At 37.8% G+C, this 17,780-nt stretch carries 18 protein-coding genes; all 18 read left to right on the forward strand.

All coding sequences use genetic code 11. The features are described from left to right. The first annotated feature begins 7 nt into the window (after window positions 1-7). The 18 genes from rplR (at window position 8) to ctlX (ending at window position 17,713) form a co-directional block, all read left to right on the forward strand. Window positions 8-355, forward strand: a complete 348-nt coding sequence (gene rplR, locus F0365_RS08845; protein ID WP_169933365.1) for a 50S ribosomal protein L18 — start codon at window positions 8-10, stop codon at window positions 353-355. 18 nt (window positions 356-373) lie between these two features. Continuing rightward, window positions 374-898 carry a 30S ribosomal protein S5 gene (rpsE, locus tag F0365_RS08850; RefSeq protein ID WP_169933366.1) on the forward strand — a complete coding sequence of 175 codons (525 nt, stop codon included), beginning with the start codon at window positions 374-376 and terminating at the stop codon, window positions 896-898. 8 nt (window positions 899-906) lie between these two features. Next, window positions 907-1,086, forward strand: a complete 180-nt coding sequence (rpmD, locus tag F0365_RS08855) for a 50S ribosomal protein L30 (protein ID WP_101013356.1) — start codon at window positions 907-909, stop codon at window positions 1,084-1,086. Window positions 1,087-1,097: 11 nt separating this feature from the next. Next, window positions 1,098-1,550: a 50S ribosomal protein L15 gene (gene rplO, locus F0365_RS08860; protein WP_169933367.1), complete on the forward strand. Its 453-nt coding sequence runs from the start codon at window positions 1,098-1,100 to the stop codon at window positions 1,548-1,550. A gap of 9 nt (window positions 1,551-1,559) precedes the next feature. Next, window positions 1,560-2,894, forward strand: coding sequence for a preprotein translocase subunit SecY (secY, locus tag F0365_RS08865; RefSeq protein ID WP_169933368.1), 1,335 nt, complete (start codon window positions 1,560-1,562; stop codon window positions 2,892-2,894). Next, a complete protein-coding gene (infA, locus tag F0365_RS08870) occupies window positions 2,894-3,109 on the forward strand; it encodes a translation initiation factor IF-1 (RefSeq protein ID WP_169933369.1) in 216 nt (71 codons plus the stop codon). The genes secY and infA overlap by 1 nt, the downstream gene beginning before the upstream one ends. Before the next feature lies 1 nt (window position 3,110). After that, window positions 3,111-3,227 (forward strand): type B 50S ribosomal protein L36, encoded by a 117-nt coding sequence (gene ykgO, locus F0365_RS08875; RefSeq protein ID WP_015361145.1) that lies wholly within the window; start codon window positions 3,111-3,113, stop codon window positions 3,225-3,227. A 3-nt stretch (window positions 3,228-3,230) separates the two neighbouring features. Further along, window positions 3,231-3,605: a 30S ribosomal protein S13 gene (rpsM, locus tag F0365_RS08880; protein ID WP_101013360.1), complete on the forward strand. Its 375-nt coding sequence runs from the start codon at window positions 3,231-3,233 to the stop codon at window positions 3,603-3,605. Window positions 3,606-3,617: 12 nt separating this feature from the next. Continuing rightward, a complete protein-coding gene (rpsK, locus tag F0365_RS08885) occupies window positions 3,618-4,007 on the forward strand; it encodes a 30S ribosomal protein S11 (protein WP_169933370.1) in 390 nt (129 codons plus the stop codon). A gap of 84 nt (window positions 4,008-4,091) precedes the next feature. After that, a complete protein-coding gene (rpsD, locus tag F0365_RS08890; protein ID WP_169933371.1) occupies window positions 4,092-4,697 on the forward strand; it encodes a 30S ribosomal protein S4 in 606 nt (201 codons plus the stop codon). 23 nt (window positions 4,698-4,720) lie between these two features. Then, on the forward strand, window positions 4,721-5,713 hold the full coding sequence (locus F0365_RS08895; RefSeq protein ID WP_169933372.1) for a DNA-directed RNA polymerase subunit alpha: 993 nt from the start codon (window positions 4,721-4,723) through the stop codon (window positions 5,711-5,713). Between the two features lie 30 nt (window positions 5,714-5,743). Then, on the forward strand, window positions 5,744-6,214 hold the full coding sequence (gene rplQ / locus F0365_RS08900) for a 50S ribosomal protein L17 (protein WP_169933373.1): 471 nt from the start codon (window positions 5,744-5,746) through the stop codon (window positions 6,212-6,214). Window positions 6,215-6,298: 84 nt separating this feature from the next. After that, on the forward strand, window positions 6,299-7,417 hold the full coding sequence (carA, locus tag F0365_RS08905; protein WP_169933374.1) for a glutamine-hydrolyzing carbamoyl-phosphate synthase small subunit: 1,119 nt from the start codon (window positions 6,299-6,301) through the stop codon (window positions 7,415-7,417). Continuing rightward, window positions 7,414-8,700 (forward strand): phosphopyruvate hydratase, encoded by a 1,287-nt coding sequence (gene eno, locus F0365_RS08910; protein ID WP_169933375.1) that lies wholly within the window; start codon window positions 7,414-7,416, stop codon window positions 8,698-8,700. The genes carA and eno overlap by 4 nt, the downstream gene beginning before the upstream one ends. Before the next feature lie 219 nt (window positions 8,701-8,919). After that, a complete protein-coding gene (locus F0365_RS08915; RefSeq protein ID WP_169933376.1) occupies window positions 8,920-14,145 on the forward strand; it encodes a reprolysin-like metallopeptidase in 5,226 nt (1,741 codons plus the stop codon). Between the two features lie 262 nt (window positions 14,146-14,407). After that, window positions 14,408-15,694, forward strand: a complete 1,287-nt coding sequence (locus F0365_RS08920; protein WP_169933377.1) for a citrate synthase — start codon at window positions 14,408-14,410, stop codon at window positions 15,692-15,694. 168 nt (window positions 15,695-15,862) lie between these two features. Continuing rightward, window positions 15,863-16,783, forward strand: coding sequence for a dimethylarginine dimethylaminohydrolase family protein (locus F0365_RS08925; protein WP_169933378.1), 921 nt, complete (start codon window positions 15,863-15,865; stop codon window positions 16,781-16,783). Continuing rightward, complete coding sequence (ctlX, locus tag F0365_RS08930) at window positions 16,784-17,713, forward strand: citrulline utilization hydrolase CtlX (protein WP_169933379.1); 930 nt, start codon at window positions 16,784-16,786, stop codon at window positions 17,711-17,713. The last annotated feature ends 67 nt before the right edge of the window (window positions 17,714-17,780 follow it).

Raw genomic sequence — 17,780 nt, forward strand, 5'->3', positions numbered from 1 at the left:
ATTTATTATGGCAATTTCAAAGTCAGCGAGAAGAATAAAAATCCGTAAGCGTATTCGTAAAACGGTAAATGGTACGGCTAGCCGTCCTAGATTATCTGTTTTTAGAAGTAATAAAGAGATTTATGCTCAGGTAATTAACGATGTAGATGGAGTGACCATCGCATCAGCCTCATCACGTGAGCTTAAATCTAATAGTCCTAAAGCAGAAGCTGCCAAAGAAGTTGGTAAAGTTTTAGCTGAAAAGGCTAAAGCTGCTGGTGTTGAAACTGTTTCTTTTGATAGAGGTGGTTATTTGTACCACGGTCGTGTTCTTTCTCTTGCAGAGGGAGCTCGTGAAGGAGGTCTTAAATTTTAATCTGAAACATTTAATATAATGTACCAAAAATATAAAAATGTAGAAACGGTGAAGCCAAGTGGTCTTGAGCTTAAGGATCGTTTAGTAGGTGTTCAACGTGTTACCAAGGTAACAAAAGGTGGTCGTGCATTCGGTTTCTCAGCAATAGTTGTTATTGGTGATGAAAATGGTGTCGTAGGTCATGGTTTAGGTAAGTCTAAAGAAGTTTCTGAGGCTATATCTAAGTCTGTTGAGGACGCTAAGAAAAACCTAGTTCGTATACCATTGAGAAAAGGAACTATTCCTCACGAGCAAAAAGGTAAGTTTGGTGGCGCAAGAGTTTTATTGATGCCAGCTTCAGCCGGTACCGGTGTTATTGCTGGTGGAGCTATTAGAGCGGTTCTTGAGGCTGTTGGTGTTCACGATGTACTTAGTAAGAACCAAGGTTCTTCAAATCCTCATAACGTAGTGAAGGCTACTTTTGATGCACTATTGCAATTGCGTAATGCAGAAACAGTGGCAAAGCAACGAGGTATTTCATTAGATAAAGTTTTTAACGGATAATCATTGTCATGGCTATATTAAAGGTAAAGAAAGTACGTAGTGCCATCAATAGGACGGCAAGACAAAAAAGAACACTAGAATCTCTAGGTTTAAGAAAAATGAATCAAGTTGTAGAGCATGAAGATACTTCGGCGATACAAGGTATGATCGCTAAAGTTCAACATTTAGTCTCTGTAGAGAAGGCTTAAAAAATATTAAAATGGGTTTACACAATTTAAAACCAGCTGAAGGTTCCGTGAAAAATGCTGCCAAGATTATTGGTCGTGGTCAGGGATCTGGAAAAGGTGGTACTGCTACTCGTGGTCACAAGGGAGCAAAATCTAGATCAGGTTATTCTAAGAAAGTAGGTTTCGAAGGGGGTCAAATGCCACTGCAACGTCGTGTTCCTAAGTTTGGTTTTACCAATATTAATAGAAAGGAATATGCCGGTGTTAATCTTGATGTAATTCAGGCTTATTACGACGCGGGGCGTTTTACAGATACCATTTCCATTCAAGATCTTATATCTGAAAGATTGGTTACTAAAAACGACTTGGTTAAAGTATTGGGTCGCGGTGATATCAAAGCATCGATTACTATATCAGCACACAAATTCACTGCAACTGCTAAGGCTGCTATTGAAAAAGTAGGTGGACAAGCACAAACAGTTTAATTTTTCTAGATGAAGTTAATTGAAAATTTAAAAAATATCTGGAAGATAGAAGAACTAAGGGATCGTATTATAATGACCTTTAGCTTGCTACTTGTTTATAGATTTGGTGCTCAAATTACCTTACCTGGTATTGATTCAACTCAATTAGTAGGTTTAGCCTCTAATTTCAAAGATGGGATAGGAGGTATTCTTAATGCCTTTACAGGTGGAGCTTTCGCAAAGGCGTCGGTTTTTGCTTTGGGTATTATGCCTTATATCTCAGCCAGTATTGTTGTTCAATTAATGGGTATTGCTATTCCTTATTTACAAAAGCTTCAAAAAGAAGGTGAGTCAGGAAGGAAAAAAATTAACCAAATTACCAGATGGCTTACCATAGGTATTTGTCTTATACAAGCTCCTAGTTATATGCTTTCATTGAGTTCACTAGGTGTTCCTGATTCAGCATTTATGATGCAAGATCAACAAACCTTATTTTTAGTCTTAAGTACTATAATTTTGGTCACTGGTTGTGTGTTTGCTATGTGGCTTGGTGAAAAAATAACCGATAAAGGTATTGGGAACGGTATATCGTTGTTAATAATGGTAGGTATTATTGCTACGCTGCCTCAAGCATTTATTCAAGAAGTTGGTTCTCGTATAGACGGCGTAGGAAGTTGGTTCCTTATTATCGTAGAGGTTGTTATTTGGCTCTTAATCATTGCAGCTTGTATTATGCTGGTTATGGGAGTAAGAAAAATACCGGTTCAATACGCTCGAAGATCAGCGACTGGCGGGTATGAGAAAAATGTTTTCGGATCTCGTCAATATATTCCGTTAAAGTTAAACGCTTCTGGGGTAATGCCTATTATCTTTGCGCAAGCAATAATGTTTGTTCCTTCGGCAATAGGTCAAATGGATGCGTCGTGGGCAAAGTCAATTGGAACAGCGTACAGTGATATATTTGGTTTTTGGTACAACCTTACTTTTGCCTTACTAATAATTGTATTTACATACTTTTATACGGCAATAACGGTACCGACTAATAAAATGGCTGATGATTTGAAGCGCAATGGTGGTTTTATACCTGGTATACGTCCAGGGACTGAAACGTCAGAGTATTTAGATCGTATCATGTCTCAAATCACATTGCCTGGTTCTTTGTTTTTGGCCGCAGTGGCTATTTTTCCAGCAGTTATTTCATTAATGGGAGTTACCCAGTCATGGGCTTTGTTCTATGGGGGTACGTCTTTATTAATTATGGTAGGTGTCGCAATAGATACGATGCAACAAATAAACTCTTATCTTCTTAATCGTCATTATGACGGTTTGATAAAGACTGGTAAGAATAGAAAAGCAGTAGCATAATGGCAAAACAATCAGCAATAGAACAAGATGGTTCCATTATAGAAGCGCTCTCAAACGCTATGTTTAGAGTGGAGTTGGAGAATGGACATATTGTAACTGCGCATATATCAGGTAAGATGCGTATGCACTATATAAAATTATTACCTGGAGATAAAGTAAAATTAGAAATGAGTCCTTACGATTTATCGAAAGCAAGGATCACTTATAGATACTAATATGAAAGTAAGAGCGTCAATTAAAAAGAGAAGTGCTGACTGTAAGATAGTTCGTCGTAAAGGGCGTCTATACGTCATTAACAAAAAGAATCCTAAATTTAAACAAAGACAAGGTTAAGCTATGGCTAGAATTGCAGGGGTAGATATACCTAAAAACAAACGTGGAGAAATAGCATTAACTTACATTTACGGTGTAGGTAGGAATCGCGCAAAGGATGTTCTTATTGCTAGTGGTGTTAGCATTGATAAAAAGGTTAACGACTGGGATGATGATGAGATAGGAAAGATCCGTGCCGCTATTGGTGAATTCACCATAGAAGGTGAGTTGAGATCTGAAACTCAAGTCAACATCAAACGTCTTATGGACATAGGTTGTTACAGAGGTGTTCGTCACAGATCTGGTCTTCCATTAAGGGGACAACGTACTAAGAATAATTCTCGTACACGTAAAGGAAAACGTAAGACTGTTGCTAACAAAAAGAAAGCAACTAAATAATAAGTAACTGATATGGCAAAGTCTAAAACAGTAGCTAAAAAGCGCAAAGTAATTGTTGATAGTGTAGGGGAAGCTCACATTTCTTCATCATTCAATAACATTTTGATTTCGCTTACAAATAAAAAAGGTGAGGTGATCTCATGGTCATCTGCCGGGAAAATGGGTTTTCGTGGTTCTAAAAAGAATACTCCATATGCAGCACAACTTGCCGCTGAGGATTGTTCTAAAGTAGCTCACGAAGCTGGTTTACGTAAAATTAAGGCATATGTTAAGGGACCAGGTAATGGTCGTGAGAGTGCTATACGTTCGATTCATAATGCAGGAATTGAAGTAACGGAAATAATTGATGTTACTCCTTTACCGCATAATGGTTGTCGTCCACCGAAAAGAAGAAGAGTTTAATTTAATTTTAATATCGAGTAGTTATTAGATCATTGAAGGATATAGACCTGAATTCATGATACACAACTCACAAAATTTATAAAAATGGCAAGATATAGAGGTCCTAAGGCAAAAATTGCTCGTAGATTCAGAGAACCAATTTTTGGCCCTAGTAAAGCTTTGGAGAAGAAAAATTATCCTCCAGGTATGCACGGTAACGCAAGACGTCGTGGAAAAGAATCTGAATACGCGGTTCAGTTAAAGGAAAAACAAAAAGCTAAATATACCTACGGTATCTTAGAAAAGCAATTCAGACTTATGTTTGAAAAGGCTACTCGAAGTACAGGTATAACGGGTGAAGTTTTATTACAGTTATGTGAATCTCGTTTGGATAATGTAGTCTACAGAATGGGAATTGCTAGAACTCGTAGAGGTTCTAGACAGTTGGTTTCACACAGGCACATTACCGTTAATGGACAACTAGTAAATATCCCTTCGTACCAATTGAAACCTGGTGATGAAGTTGCTGTTCGTGAAAAATCTAAATCACTATCTGCTATTGATGATTCTTTGTCTAGTAATGATCGTGTTTACGATTTTATTACTTTCAATAAAGCTTCTTTAAAAGGTGCATTTGTTAGCGTTCCAGAACGTTTGCAAATTCCCGAAAATATCAAGGAACAGTTGATCGTAGAATTGTACTCTAAATAATAACCAACTCATTAAGTAATCTTATGGCAATATTAAATTTCCAAAAGCCGGATAAAGTAATCATGATTGATTCAACTGATTTCGAAGGAAAATTCGAATTCAGACCTTTAGAACCAGGTTACGGACTTACCGTTGGTAATGCACTTAGAAGAGTACTTTTATCTTCATTAGAAGGATTTGCAATTACCTCCATACGTATTGAAGGTGTAGATCATGAATTTTCTACTATCGAAGGCGTTGTTGAAGACGTAACTGAAATTATTTTAAATTTCAAACAAGTTCGTTTCAGAAGGCAAATCGACGAAGTAGATAGCGAAGTAGTAAATGTATCATTCTCAGGTAAAGATCAATTTACTGCAGGTGATTTACAGAAGCATATTTCAGGCTTTCAAGTATTGAATCCTGATATGGTGATTTGTAATACAGAAAGCAGCGTAAGTTTGAACCTAGAGTTGACTATTGAAAAAGGTCGTGGATATGTTCCTGCTGAAGAGAATAAGAATGCAAATGCTGCCATCGGTACCATTGCAATTGATTCTATCTTTACGCCTATCAAAAATGTAAAGTACAGCATTGAAAATTACCGTGTGGAGCAAAAAACCGACTTTGAAAAGTTAGTTTTTGAAATCATTACAGACGGGAGTATTCATCCTAAGCATGCGCTTACCGAAGCTGCTAAGACGTTGATCCACCACTTTATGTTGTTTTCTGATGAGAGAATTACTTTGGAGGCAGATGAAATAGCACAGACAGAAACTTATGATGAAGAAAGTCTTCATATGCGTCAGCTTCTTAAGACTAAATTAGTAGACATGGAACTCTCAGTAAGAGCGTTGAATTGTCTTAAGGCTGCCGAAGTGGAAACACTTGGTGATTTAGTTTCTTACAATAAAAATGATTTGATGAAATTCAGGAATTTTGGTAAGAAATCACTAACAGAGTTGGAAGAATTAGTAAATATCAAAGGTTTAAACTTTGGTATGGATCTAGCGAAATATAAATTAGACCGTGACTAGGTTGATCCTAGTTGAAGAATATAACAGAAAATGAAACACGGAAAAAAAGTAAATCACTTAAGTAGAAAAACGGCACACCGCAAGGCTATGTTGTCAAATATGAGCTGCTCTCTAATTGAGCATAAGCGTATTAATACTACTGTAGCAAAAGCAAAAGCGCTTAAACAATTTGTTGAGCCTTTAATAACTAAATCCAAAGAAGATACTACTCACAATAGAAGATTGGTATTTGCTAAACTTAGAAGTAAGGAAGCAGTTACAGAACTTTTTAGAGACGTAGCTTCTAAAATTGGGGATCGTCCAGGCGGTTATACGAGAATCATAAAAATGGGTAACAGACTTGGTGATAATGCTGATATGGCGATGATCGAATTGGTTGACTATAATGAAACTTATAAGTTAGAAGCTGGTGCCAAAAAGGCAACTACTCGTCGTAGTAGAAGAGGTAAATCAACAACTGCTGAGCCAGTTACTGAAACCAAAACAAATGAAGAAGAATAATTTTCTTTATAAATTGTAGAAAAAGGATCAATGAATATTTCATTGATCCTTTTTTTTTGAATTATTTTTGAATATAAATTGATTATGGGATATCTAGAAAAAAAAGATGCCATTATTTTGTTGGAAGACGGAACAATTTTCCACGGTAAGGCAGTAGGAAAAGGCGGTACAGCCACAGGAGAAATATGTTTTAATACGGGAACTACTGGTTATCAAGAGATCTTTACAGATCCTTCCTATTACGGGCAGTTAATGGTAACTACTAATGCGCACATCGGTAATTACGGCGTAAAGTTCACTGATGAAGAGTCAGATTCTATTAAGATTGCTGGATTAGTATGTAAAAACTTTTCTGAGGTATTTTCAAGAGAATCGGCAGATGGGGATTTACTATCACTACTTAAAAAGAAAAACCTCGTCATATTGTCAGATGTGGATACACGTGCACTCGTTTCTTATATCAGAGATCATGGAGCTCAAAACGCCATCATATCTTCAGAGTTGGATGATGTTGAAAAATTAAAATCACAACTATTACAAGTTCCTTCTATGAAGGGGTTGGAATTGGCTTCTAAAGTTTCCTGTACGGAGCCCTATTATTTTGGTGATGAAAATGCGAGTATAAAAGTTTCTGCTTTAGATTTAGGTATTAAAAAGAATATCTTGCGCAACTTAGCTGCTAGAGGAGTATATATAAAGGTTTTTCCTTATAATTCTTCTTTTGAAGAAATGAAATCTTTTGAACCGGATGGTTACTTCTTATCTAATGGCCCTGGTGATCCAGAACCTTTGACATCAGCAATTCAAACTGCTAAAGATATTATGGAAGCTGAAGTTCCCTTATTTGGAATATGCCTAGGTCATCAGATTATTGCTTTAGCAAGTGGTATTTCAACTTTTAAGATGCATAACGGTCACAGAGGTATCAATCATCCCATTATGAACGTAGAAACTGGTAAAGGAGAAATTACATCTCAGAACCATGGTTTTGCTATCAATAGAGAAGAGACGGAACAAAATAAAAATATTAAAATCACACATTATCACCTAAACGATAATACGGTAGCTGGAATCAAACATGTATCTAAGCCATGTTTTTCTGTACAATACCATCCAGAAGCAGGTCCAGGTCCTAATGACGCTACCTACTTATTTGATCAATTTATTAATTTAATTCATTCCAATAAAAAAGTTACAGCATGAGCACAATTATAGAAGTACACGCCAGACAAATATTTGATTCAAGAGGAAATCCTACGGTAGAAGTTGATGTGTTTACATCAAATGGTATTATGGGAAGAGCTGCTGTACCATCAGGAGCATCTACCGGAGAACATGAGGCAGTAGAATTAAGAGATGGAGGTAAATCCTATATGGGTAAAGGTGTAGGTAAAGCAGTTAACAATGTCAACACCCTTATCGCAGAAGAACTTTTAGGAACATCTGTTTTTGAACAAGCTTACATAGATCAATTAATGATTGATTTAGACGGTACGCCCAACAAAGCAAAATTAGGAGCAAACGCTATTCTAGGTGTTTCTCTAGCTTGTGCCAAAGCAGCTGCAAACGAATTGAACCAGCCTTTGTATAAATACATAGGAGGAATAAGTGCTTGTATGCTTCCAGTTCCTATGATGAATATTATAAACGGAGGCTCGCACAGTGATGCACCTATAGCATTTCAAGAATTTATGGTCATGCCAGTAGAAGCAGAGAGTTTTTCTCAGGCACTACAAATGGGTACAGAGATTTTTCACCATTTGAAAAAAGTACTTCACGACAGAGGTTTAAGCACAGCAGTAGGTGATGAAGGTGGGTTTGCTCCCAAATTAGAAGGTACTGAAGATGCTTTAGACACGATATTACTAGCGATCAAAAACGCTGGATACGAGCCAGGGAAACAAATAATGATTGCCTTAGATTGTGCTGCCGCTGAATTCTTTGTAAATGGTAAGTACGACTACACAAAATTTGAAGGAGCATCTGCTGTGATCAGGTCTTCTGAAGAACAAGCTACCTATCTAGCTGAGCTTGCAGATAAATATCCAATCATCTCTATCGAAGATGGTATGGATGAGAACGATTGGGAGGGATGGAAAATCTTAACTGAAAAAGCAGGTCATAAAATACAGCTGGTAGGAGATGATCTTTTTGTTACTAATGTAGAGCGCCTTTCTAAAGGAATTGAAAATGATATCGCAAATTCCATTCTAATTAAAGTGAATCAAATAGGTACACTTACAGAAACAATTGCGGCTGTCACCATGGCTCATAAAGCAGGTTACACGTCAGTAATGTCTCATCGAAGCGGAGAAACAGAAGATAATACTATTGCAGATCTTGCTGTAGCACTCTCTACTGGTCAGATCAAAACAGGTTCTGCTTCCCGTTCTGATCGTATGGCAAAGTACAATCAGTTGCTTCGTATTGAAGAAGAGCTTGCAGACTCCGCTTATTATCCAGGTAGAAAAGCATTTCAATTGTAATAGTTCCCTTTTAGTTTCGCTTTCGCGAAAGCGGAACACAAAAAAGCCATCTGTAATATAGATGGCTTTTTTATTTGTTCGTAGGGTACAAAATTGGACTGTACTTATATTATAAATCGATGAAATGCATAAAAAATCAATAAAAAGTAAGAATTAGAAGATATATTTAAAAAACAAGGTCAAACTGTTGTTTATTAGTGGTTCCAAAAACTAACTCAGATGAATCGAATTTTATTTTTTTCTTGTCTTTTACTAGTACCTTTTTTTAATACCGCCCAAGTGATATGGGAAACAGCTGATCAACAAGAGGTTGCCAAAATACCTTCTGAAGAAAGAGGTATTCAACCACATACCTTTAACCTGATTAAAATTAACCCGCAAGCTTTAAGCGATAAGTTAGTAGCTGCTCCAGATCGTTTTTCTGGAACAAATGGGATTGCAATCGATTTTCCTACTGGAAATGACACCTTTGAAACTTTTATGGTTTATGATTCTGGAGCTATGGCCAAAGGATTAAAAAGACAGTTTCCTAAGGTTCGTTCTTATTTTGGTAAGAGTGTGGATAATAATCTGAATACCATTTATTTTACCATCACTCCTCAAGGCTTTAGGGGTTTAATTACTGGGGAGAAAATTATTTATATGGACCCTTATGCTAAGAGTGTTCCTAATATTATCATGTCATACAACCGTAAGCATGTAACTAGAAGAGGTACGGAGTCCTACGAATGTCAAGTAAGGGATGAATTAACAGCCGGTCAGCAACTAGACATAGAGGCTGCTATTACGGCTAAGGCTTTTCAAGACAGACAGTTCAGAACCTATGAAATTGCCATTGCTGCTACTGCCGAATATACGGCTTACCACGACGATGCTAATGCAGGAAATGGTAATGCAGTAGCTGATGCATTAGCTGCTATAGTGGTAACTGTAACAAGAGTTAACTCTGTTTACGAGAACGAAATGTCTATGAGATTTCAACTAATCTCAGGAAATGATCAAGTCATTTATACCAACAGCACTACAGATCCTTATGATAATTACTCAGGTGGAGCTATGTTGGGTCAAAACGTAACTACATTACAAAGTGTGATAGGCGTTAATAATTACGACTTAGGGCATGTTTTCTCCACTGGTGGTGGAGGTATTGCAGGAACCAGTCCTTGTGGTACAGGTAAAGAACGAGGCGTTACAGGAATCGTTACACCAGAATTTGACCCTTTTGATATCGACTATGTATCTCATGAAATAGGCCATCAGTTCGGGGCTTCTCATACCTTTTACAATGGTTGTTTTGGAGGTAGTCCTTCTTCACGACCATACGAGACAGGCAGTGCCTCAACAATAATGGGATATGCAGGGATTTGCGCTCCTAATGTGCAAGATAATTCTGATGCTTATTTTCACTTGATTAGTCTTTTTGAAATGCAAGGAAGTATAGATGGTGATACTTGTGATGATCAAATTTCCTTAGGTACATCAAACCCTACGGCTCCTAACGCTGTGTCACCAGGGGGTAAGACTATTCCAAGATCCACACCATTTAAACTTACATCCACTTCTAGTATAGCTCCAGACGCTGGTGAGACCTATACTTACAATTGGGAAGAATTAGAAAATGGAAGTGCTAATGCAACTGGAGCAACTCAGCCACCAGTTGCTACTAATACAACTGGACCTCTATTTAGAAGTAAGTTTGCTACTACTAGTCCTACTAGGTATTTTCCCAATCTGCCAGATCTAGTAAATAATATAGATCCAGTATGGGAAGAACTGCCTAGTGTTTCTAGAGAACTGCAGTTCTTCTGTACGATTAGAGATAATAATCCTAATGGAGGTCAGACGGACTATGCGGGTACTACATTACAAGTAGGTACCGCCGGGCCCTTTCTTGTAAATGCACCTAATGGAGGAGAAATTTGGCATGAAGGCGAACTTAAAACGGTAACCTGGGCAGTGAACAGCACTAATAATACGACCTATTCAACTACTGTTAACATCTTGCTTTCTCTTGATGGAGGGTTGACCTATCCAGTCACTTTAGCGTCAGGAACTAATAATGATGGTTCTCAGTCGGTAACTATTCCAACAGGTGTAAAAACAACACAGGCAAGAATCATGATAGAGGCTGCCAGCAACTACTTTTTTGATATTACCAATAATGACTTTGAGATCAAAGAAGGTACTTTTGAACTCACCGCTGCAAGTGATGATTTCTCTGTTTGCCAACCTAGTGATGGAGCTACCACTTTTGAATACAATGCAGCACCTGATTTTAATGAAACAGTAAGTTTTAGTGCCGTAGGTTTGCCAGCAGGTTTGACAGCTAGTTTTACACCAAGTTCTACTTCTACCGATGCCACAGTGAGTGTTAGTATTAGTGGTACGTCAGGTGTAGATGCTAATCAATATGATTTTAGCGTGGAAGCACAGTCCATATCGGTGACTATATCTAAAGACTTCACTTTTAAATTATTTGATACTGTAGTAGGAGATGTCATCCAAGTTACACCAGTAAATGGAGCGGTAAACCAAGTAGCTAATCCTTTACTGCAATGGGAAGATCTAGCCAGTGCATCCAGTTATTTAGTAGAAATTTCAGAGACTAGTGATTTTTCAATCATTGCAGAGTCCAATACCGTTTCTTTTCAAAACACCTACCAACCAACAGCACTGGTAAATAGCAACATATACTACTGGAGAGTGACTCCTTCTAATGATTGTAACGCTGGGACAACTGTTTCTATCAGCTTATTTCAAACCGCACAAGATGTTTGTATCACCTATGACAATGAAACTTATGAGAATACTGCTCAACCGGCAAACCGACAAGACGAATGGAATACTAGTATTAATGCAGTTGCAGCAAAAGTGGTTGTTACTGACGATATAGAAGTGACTAACCTCAGTTTCTATATGAATGCCACTCATGGCAATACAGGACATGTAAAAATGCAATTGAGTGCTCCTACAGGTAGGTTTGCTGAAGTGTACAATAGAGAGTGTGCAAGCGGTGTTAATTTTGATTTGATCGTAAGTGATCAAGGTACTCAAAATTTTGGTTGTGCACCGGGCTATACAGGAGCTTTAACTGGTAATCAACGCCCTGGTCAAGCCTTCACTAGATTTAACAATGCCAGTGCTTTAGGAGAATGGGTGTTGCTTGCAACAGATAGAACTTCTGGGACTGGAGGTACATTCAATCAGTTTTCGGTAACGGTTTGTGGAAGATTACAATATGTAAATGATATTGATAACAATAGAAACCTCGGATTAACCACCAGCTTTAACGCTACTAATGTGATCAACAATACGGCCTTAAGATCAGTACAAGCAGGATTTACGAATGCCAACTTGGTTTATGTGGTTACTAACGATGTGGACTATGGACAAATCCAGCTTAGCGGAGTAAATCTAAACATAGGAGATACTTTTACTCAAGGGGATCTGGATAACAATCGCATTCAATATGTACACACCTCTTTAGAATTAGTAGCTGCTGACTCCTTTGCGTATACCGTATTAGGAAATGCAAATACAGTCTTGCCAGGAGAAGTGTTTAATATCACAATTGAAGACCCTACGCTTATTTATGATGCTGGTGTATGGACACCATTTGCTCCTCATGCTGAAACAGGAGGTTTAAATGCGCAAGTCTTACTAGGTACGGCGCCTGTTGCTACAGATGCTGTTATCAACGACCTAGCAGTAACTGCAGGAGTACTTTCTATAGCATCAAATGTGGTACTTACCCTGAATGGAAATCTAAGTGTAGAGGGAGAAATAGATGGTACTGCAGGTACGCTGCGATTAGAGGGAGCTGCTGCTCAAACTATAAGTGGAGCTGGGTCACTAGAGCTGGATAGACTAGAGGTAAACAATGCTTCTGGAGTAAGTTTTAATGCAGTTACTAATATCTACGATGTGTTAAGGCCTCAAGCTTCTGTATTAAACGCAAATAACAACATCGTATTTAAAAGTAATGCTACAACAACAGGGCAGTTAGATGATGCTAGTGCAGCAACTATAAATGGAAGTGTTAGAGTAGAGCGCTATATACCTGCAAAACGTGCTTTTAGATTTCTGGCCTCTTCTGTAAATTCAACAGGAAGCATTAGAGAAAACTGGCAAGAAAATGGAGCAGTAGCTGCTGGATTGGGAACACATATTACAGGTCCTAGCGCAGCAAACGGTTTTGATACTACTGGAAGTGGAGCCTATTCCTTATATACATTTGATAACGATAATTATACTTGGAGCGTGGTCCCTAATACAAATTCAGAGCAACTTCTTATCGGAGCTCCTTTAAGGATGATGGTAAGAGGTGACCGTACTACAGATTTAACAAACAACAATGCTACAGCATCTGTTACTACCTTGCGATCAAGCGGTGCAGTGCATACAGGAGATTATGTAAGATCTTATGCTACGGACAATGGAGAGTTTGCAATGATTTCCAACCCATATCAAGCAGCTGTTGATTTTAAAAATGTTTTAAACGACGCTGCTACTTCTGGTGTGAATGTCAACTTTGTTTATGTATGGGATCCTACACTTAATATACGTGGTGCTTATGCAACCATAGACATGTCAACGGTTAATGGTACTGCCTTTCCGGGATCGAGTGGTGCTAATAAATTTTTACAGCCAGGACAGTCGGTATTTGTTCCTACTACAGGAGCTTCTGGAATGACTTTTAAAGAAAGTCATAAAGCAGTTGATCAACCGCTTACTCCGGTTTTCGGCGCCTATAATCAAAGTTCCTTTATCACCATCTCCTTAAAAGATGCTAGCGCGATAGAGCTGCTCGATCAGGCAACTATGCAATACAGCAACGGATTTAGTAATATGGTCACACAAGAAGATGCTATAAAATTTATTAATCTAGACGAAACACTTGCTTTGACAAGTGGTGCAGACCAATTAAGTATTGAAAGACGTCAGTTGCCAGTGGATGGTGATATCACTCCTTTATACCTTTCTAACTATAGAAACAACTCCTACACTATGGATCTGGAAGTTTCTTTGAACGCAGGATTGATCGCCATATTAGTAGATCAAGAAACAGGAACACGTACTTTATTGCAAGATGGTAACAATACCGTAAGTTTTAGTGTAAGTGCCTCTGGTAGTTCAGATAATAGATTTCTAATAGAGTATGCTAACAATACCTTAAGCTTAGAAGAAGACAGCTTGATAAATGCTATTTCAGTTTATCCTAATCCTTTGGTAAATAATAGCTTCCAAGTGTCGAGTGCTTACCTACTAGGTAAAGAGGTGCAACTGGGTATGTACAACACCTTAGGTCAGAAGGTTTATGAGAATACTGTTGTTTTTAATGGTACACAAACCATTACTCCTTCAGCGATTCTCAGTTCAGGTATGTACTTGTTAAAAGTTAGTACAGGAGAGGAGACTGCTACGGTACAACTTATCGTAAAATAATATTTGTTAGTTTTTGGAGCTTACAAATAGCATCACGGCGGCCTTAGGGTCGTCGTTTTGTTTTTAGATAGTTGCTTATCTCGCTTTCGCGAAAGCGGGATTCCAACCTCCTCTTGTCAATTTAATAGCTTTTACAGGCTTAAATTACAATATCCGTGTATTAAAACTAAATATTTTATTAAATTATGGAACTTCATATCCCAAAATCTATGAAAATCAATGGTTGTGCAGTATTTTCGCAAATACAAAACCAAAATTTAACATGGCAGACAAGGCGATATTAGAGTTTGATGGCAAGAAGTATGAATTTCCTGTAATCACTGGCTCAGAAGATGAAAAGGCAATAGATATAAAAACGTTGAGAAGTGCAACGGGCGGACTTACTACACTAGATCCTGGTTATAAAAATACAGGAAGTTGTACAAGTGCGATAACCTTTCTAAATGGAGAAGAAGGTATTCTGAGGTATCGAGGTTACTCGATAGAAGAACTAGCTGATAAAGCTAATTTTCTTGAAGTTGCCTATTTATTGATCTTTGGGGAGCTACCTACTCAAGCTGAACTGGATAAATTTCATACAGATATTAAAGCAAAGTCTCATGTAGACGAAGATGTAAAGAAAATCTTAGACGGTTTTCCAAAGTCTGCTCATCCTATGGGAGTACTTTCTTCATTAACAAGCGCACTGATTGCTTTTAATCCAGCTTCTGTAAATGTAGATAGCAAAGAAGATATGTACAAAGCTATCGTGAACATCATGGGGAAATTCCCAGTTCTTGTGGCATGGGCGTTAAGAAAAAGAACAGGACAGCCACTTGATTATGGAGATGATAGTTTAGGTTACGTAGATAACATCCTTAAAATGATGTTTAAAAGACCTAATTCTGAATATAAAATAGACTCTGTTGTTTCTAATGCATTAGATAAATTATTAATCCTTCATGCAGATCATGAGCAAAACTGTTCTACAAGTACCGTACGTATTGTCGGTTCTTCACAAGCAGGTCTTTTTGCGAGTTTAAGTGCTGGTATTTCTGCACTTTGGGGTCCACTTCATGGTGGTGCTAACCAAGCGGTTCTTGAAATGCTAGAAGCGATCAAGGAAGATGGAGGAGATACTAAGAAATACATGGCCAAAGCAAAGGATAAAAATGATCCTTTCCGTTTAATGGGATTCGGCCATAGAGTATATAAAAACTTTGATCCACGTGCTAAGATCATTAAAGTAGCAGCTGACGAAGTTCTTGAAGCATTAGGAGTAGATGATCCTATCTTGGCTATCGCAAAAGGACTAGAGAAAGAGGCGCTAGAAGATCCTTACTTTGTAGATCGTAAATTATATCCTAACGTAGATTTCTATTCTGGTATTATTTACCGTGCTATGGGAATTCCAGTAGAGATGTTTACAGTAATGTTTGCATTAGGGCGTTTACCAGGATGGATCGCACAGTGGAAAGAAATGCGGGAGAATAAAGAGCCTATAGGGAGACCACGTCAAGTATATACAGGTGAGAACTTAAGAGCATTCAAAGAAGTTTCAAAAAGATAAATTATTTATTTAATTTTTTGAAATAAAGTTGACATACACAACTCCTGAGAAGCGCTGCTTTTTAGGAGTTTTTATTTGGAGTTTACATTAAAATTTTGAAAAAACATCTGTTCATTTTATTCTGCGAATTCAAAAAGAATAGGATGTTTTTATTATTAAATTCGCAAAATGGAAAAAATAGATCTTCATGTAACTGACGAGACTTCACGGCTGAGAAGTGTCGTTTTGGGAACTGCTCGCAGCAATGGTCCAGTACCATCAGTAGACGATGCATACGACCCTAAATCTCGCGAACATATTATTGCGGGAACTTATCCTTCCAATGAAGATATGGTCAACGAAATGGAAGCTGTAGCTGCTGTGTTGAAAAGGTATAATGTGAGCGTTCTTAGACCAAAACAAATAGAAAATTGCAATCAGATCTTTACCAGAGATATTGGTTTTGTGATTGACAATATGTTTGTAAAAGCAAATATTCTTCCCGATCGAGAAGAAGAATTGGATGCCATCCAGTATATAGTTGATCAAATGGATCCTGACAATGTGATAAGACCACCAGAAGAAGTACATATAGAAGGCGGTGACGTGATGTTATACGGCGAGTATATATTTGTTGGGACTTACAGAGGTCGGGACTATACAGATCATATCATCGCTCGTACTAACGTAGAAGCGGTAGCATGGTTAAAAGAAACCTTTCCTCATAAAAAAGTAGTAAGCTTTAACTTGCGCAAGGATAATTTAGATCCTTATAATAATGCGTTGCACTTGGATTGTTGTTTTCAACCAGTAGGAGACGGCAAGTGTATCATCCATAGAAATGGCTTTTTACAAGAAGAAGAATACCAGTATTTAGTAAACTTCTTTGGCCGCAAAAACTGCTTTGAGATCACTCGAGAAGAAATGTATCATATGAATTCAAATATTTTCTCTATCGCTCCAGATGTGGTGGTATCAGAAAAGAATTTTACGAGATTAAACGCTTGGTTGCGCAGCCATGGGATCACCGTAGAAGAAGTTCCTTATGCAGAGATTTCTAAACAAGAAGGACTTCTGAGATGTTCTACTTTACCCTTAATTAGAGACTAGATGAGACAGATAACCGATACTATTTTAATGGTACGCCCAGTGCAGTTTCGATCGAACGAAGAAACTGCTGTAAATAATTATTACCAAGACGGTAAGATTAAGATCCTAGATCAAGATAAAAAAGCACAAGATGAATTTGATGCTTTTGCAGCAGCACTAGAAGAAAAAGGGATTCGTGTTTTAATCGTACAGGATCAAATAGAATTTGACACACCAGATTCCATATTCCCTAACAACTGGATTTCTACCCATGAAAATGGAGATATAGCTTTATATCCCATGTTTGCAGAAAACAGACGTCGGGAAAGAAGACCAGACGCCATGGAATTAATGGAAGCAGAAGGCTTTCAAATCAATAACGTTATCGATTACAGCAGTGCTGAGGACGAAGGTTTCTTTCTTGAAGGTACGGGAAGTTTATTGCTCGACCGGGTAAATCGCAAAGCATACTGCAGTATTTCACCTAGAGCAGATGAAGAACTGATGATCGAATTCTGTGAAGATTTTGAATATACACCAGTAATTTTTACCGCTTATCAAACCGTAGAAGACAAAAGACTGCCTATTTATCATACCAACGTAATGATGGCTTTAGGAGAAAATTACGCGGTGATTTGCTCAGACTGTATAGATGATAAAAAAGAGGCTAAAAATGTCCTCAAACACCTTAAAGAAGACGGTAAAGAAGTCATTGTTATTACAGAAGATCAAGTCAATGCTTATGCAGGCAATATGATGCAGGTACACAATGATAAAGGTGAGCGCCTTCTAGTCATGAGTGATCAAGCTTATAAGTCGCTTACAGCTTCTCAAATTACCAGACTAGAAAAGTACAACGAGATCATCCATCCTTCTATTGCTACCATAGAAACATTAGGCGGTGGCTCCGTAAGATGTATGATGGCTGAGGTGTTTTTGCCCAAAAGCTAATTCAATAGGACCACTCTAAAAAAAAACAGGAGTTTTAATGCTCCTGTTTCTCTTTAAAGAAATATTC

Source organism: Nonlabens sp. Ci31, assembly GCF_012974865.1.
Taxonomy (GTDB): Bacteria; Bacteroidota; Bacteroidia; order Flavobacteriales; family Flavobacteriaceae; genus Nonlabens.

Excerpts from the sequence above, each read along its gene's own strand:
- rplR (WP_169933365.1), top strand. The coding sequence starts at position 8 with ATGGCAATTTCAAAGTCAGCGAGAAGAATAAAAATCCGTAAGCGTATT.
- rpsE (WP_169933366.1), top strand. The coding sequence starts at position 374 with ATGTACCAAAAATATAAAAATGTAGAAACGGTGAAGCCAAGTGGTCTT.
- rpmD (WP_101013356.1), top strand. The coding sequence starts at position 907 with ATGGCTATATTAAAGGTAAAGAAAGTACGTAGTGCCATCAATAGGACG.
- rplO (WP_169933367.1), top strand. The coding sequence starts at position 1,098 with ATGGGTTTACACAATTTAAAACCAGCTGAAGGTTCCGTGAAAAATGCT.
- secY (WP_169933368.1), top strand. The coding sequence starts at position 1,560 with ATGAAGTTAATTGAAAATTTAAAAAATATCTGGAAGATAGAAGAACTA.
- infA (WP_169933369.1), top strand. The coding sequence starts at position 2,894 with ATGGCAAAACAATCAGCAATAGAACAAGATGGTTCCATTATAGAAGCG.
- ykgO (WP_015361145.1), top strand. The coding sequence starts at position 3,111 with ATGAAAGTAAGAGCGTCAATTAAAAAGAGAAGTGCTGACTGTAAGATA.
- rpsM (WP_101013360.1), top strand. The coding sequence starts at position 3,231 with ATGGCTAGAATTGCAGGGGTAGATATACCTAAAAACAAACGTGGAGAA.
- rpsK (WP_169933370.1), top strand. The coding sequence starts at position 3,618 with ATGGCAAAGTCTAAAACAGTAGCTAAAAAGCGCAAAGTAATTGTTGAT.
- rpsD (WP_169933371.1), top strand. The coding sequence starts at position 4,092 with ATGGCAAGATATAGAGGTCCTAAGGCAAAAATTGCTCGTAGATTCAGA.
- F0365_RS08895 (WP_169933372.1), top strand. The coding sequence starts at position 4,721 with ATGGCAATATTAAATTTCCAAAAGCCGGATAAAGTAATCATGATTGAT.
- rplQ (WP_169933373.1), top strand. The coding sequence starts at position 5,744 with ATGAAACACGGAAAAAAAGTAAATCACTTAAGTAGAAAAACGGCACAC.
- carA (WP_169933374.1), top strand. The coding sequence starts at position 6,299 with ATGGGATATCTAGAAAAAAAAGATGCCATTATTTTGTTGGAAGACGGA.
- eno (WP_169933375.1), top strand. The coding sequence starts at position 7,414 with ATGAGCACAATTATAGAAGTACACGCCAGACAAATATTTGATTCAAGA.
- F0365_RS08915 (WP_169933376.1), top strand. The coding sequence starts at position 8,920 with ATGAATCGAATTTTATTTTTTTCTTGTCTTTTACTAGTACCTTTTTTT.
- F0365_RS08920 (WP_169933377.1), top strand. The coding sequence starts at position 14,408 with ATGGCAGACAAGGCGATATTAGAGTTTGATGGCAAGAAGTATGAATTT.
- F0365_RS08925 (WP_169933378.1), top strand. The coding sequence starts at position 15,863 with ATGGAAAAAATAGATCTTCATGTAACTGACGAGACTTCACGGCTGAGA.
- ctlX (WP_169933379.1), top strand. The coding sequence starts at position 16,784 with ATGAGACAGATAACCGATACTATTTTAATGGTACGCCCAGTGCAGTTT.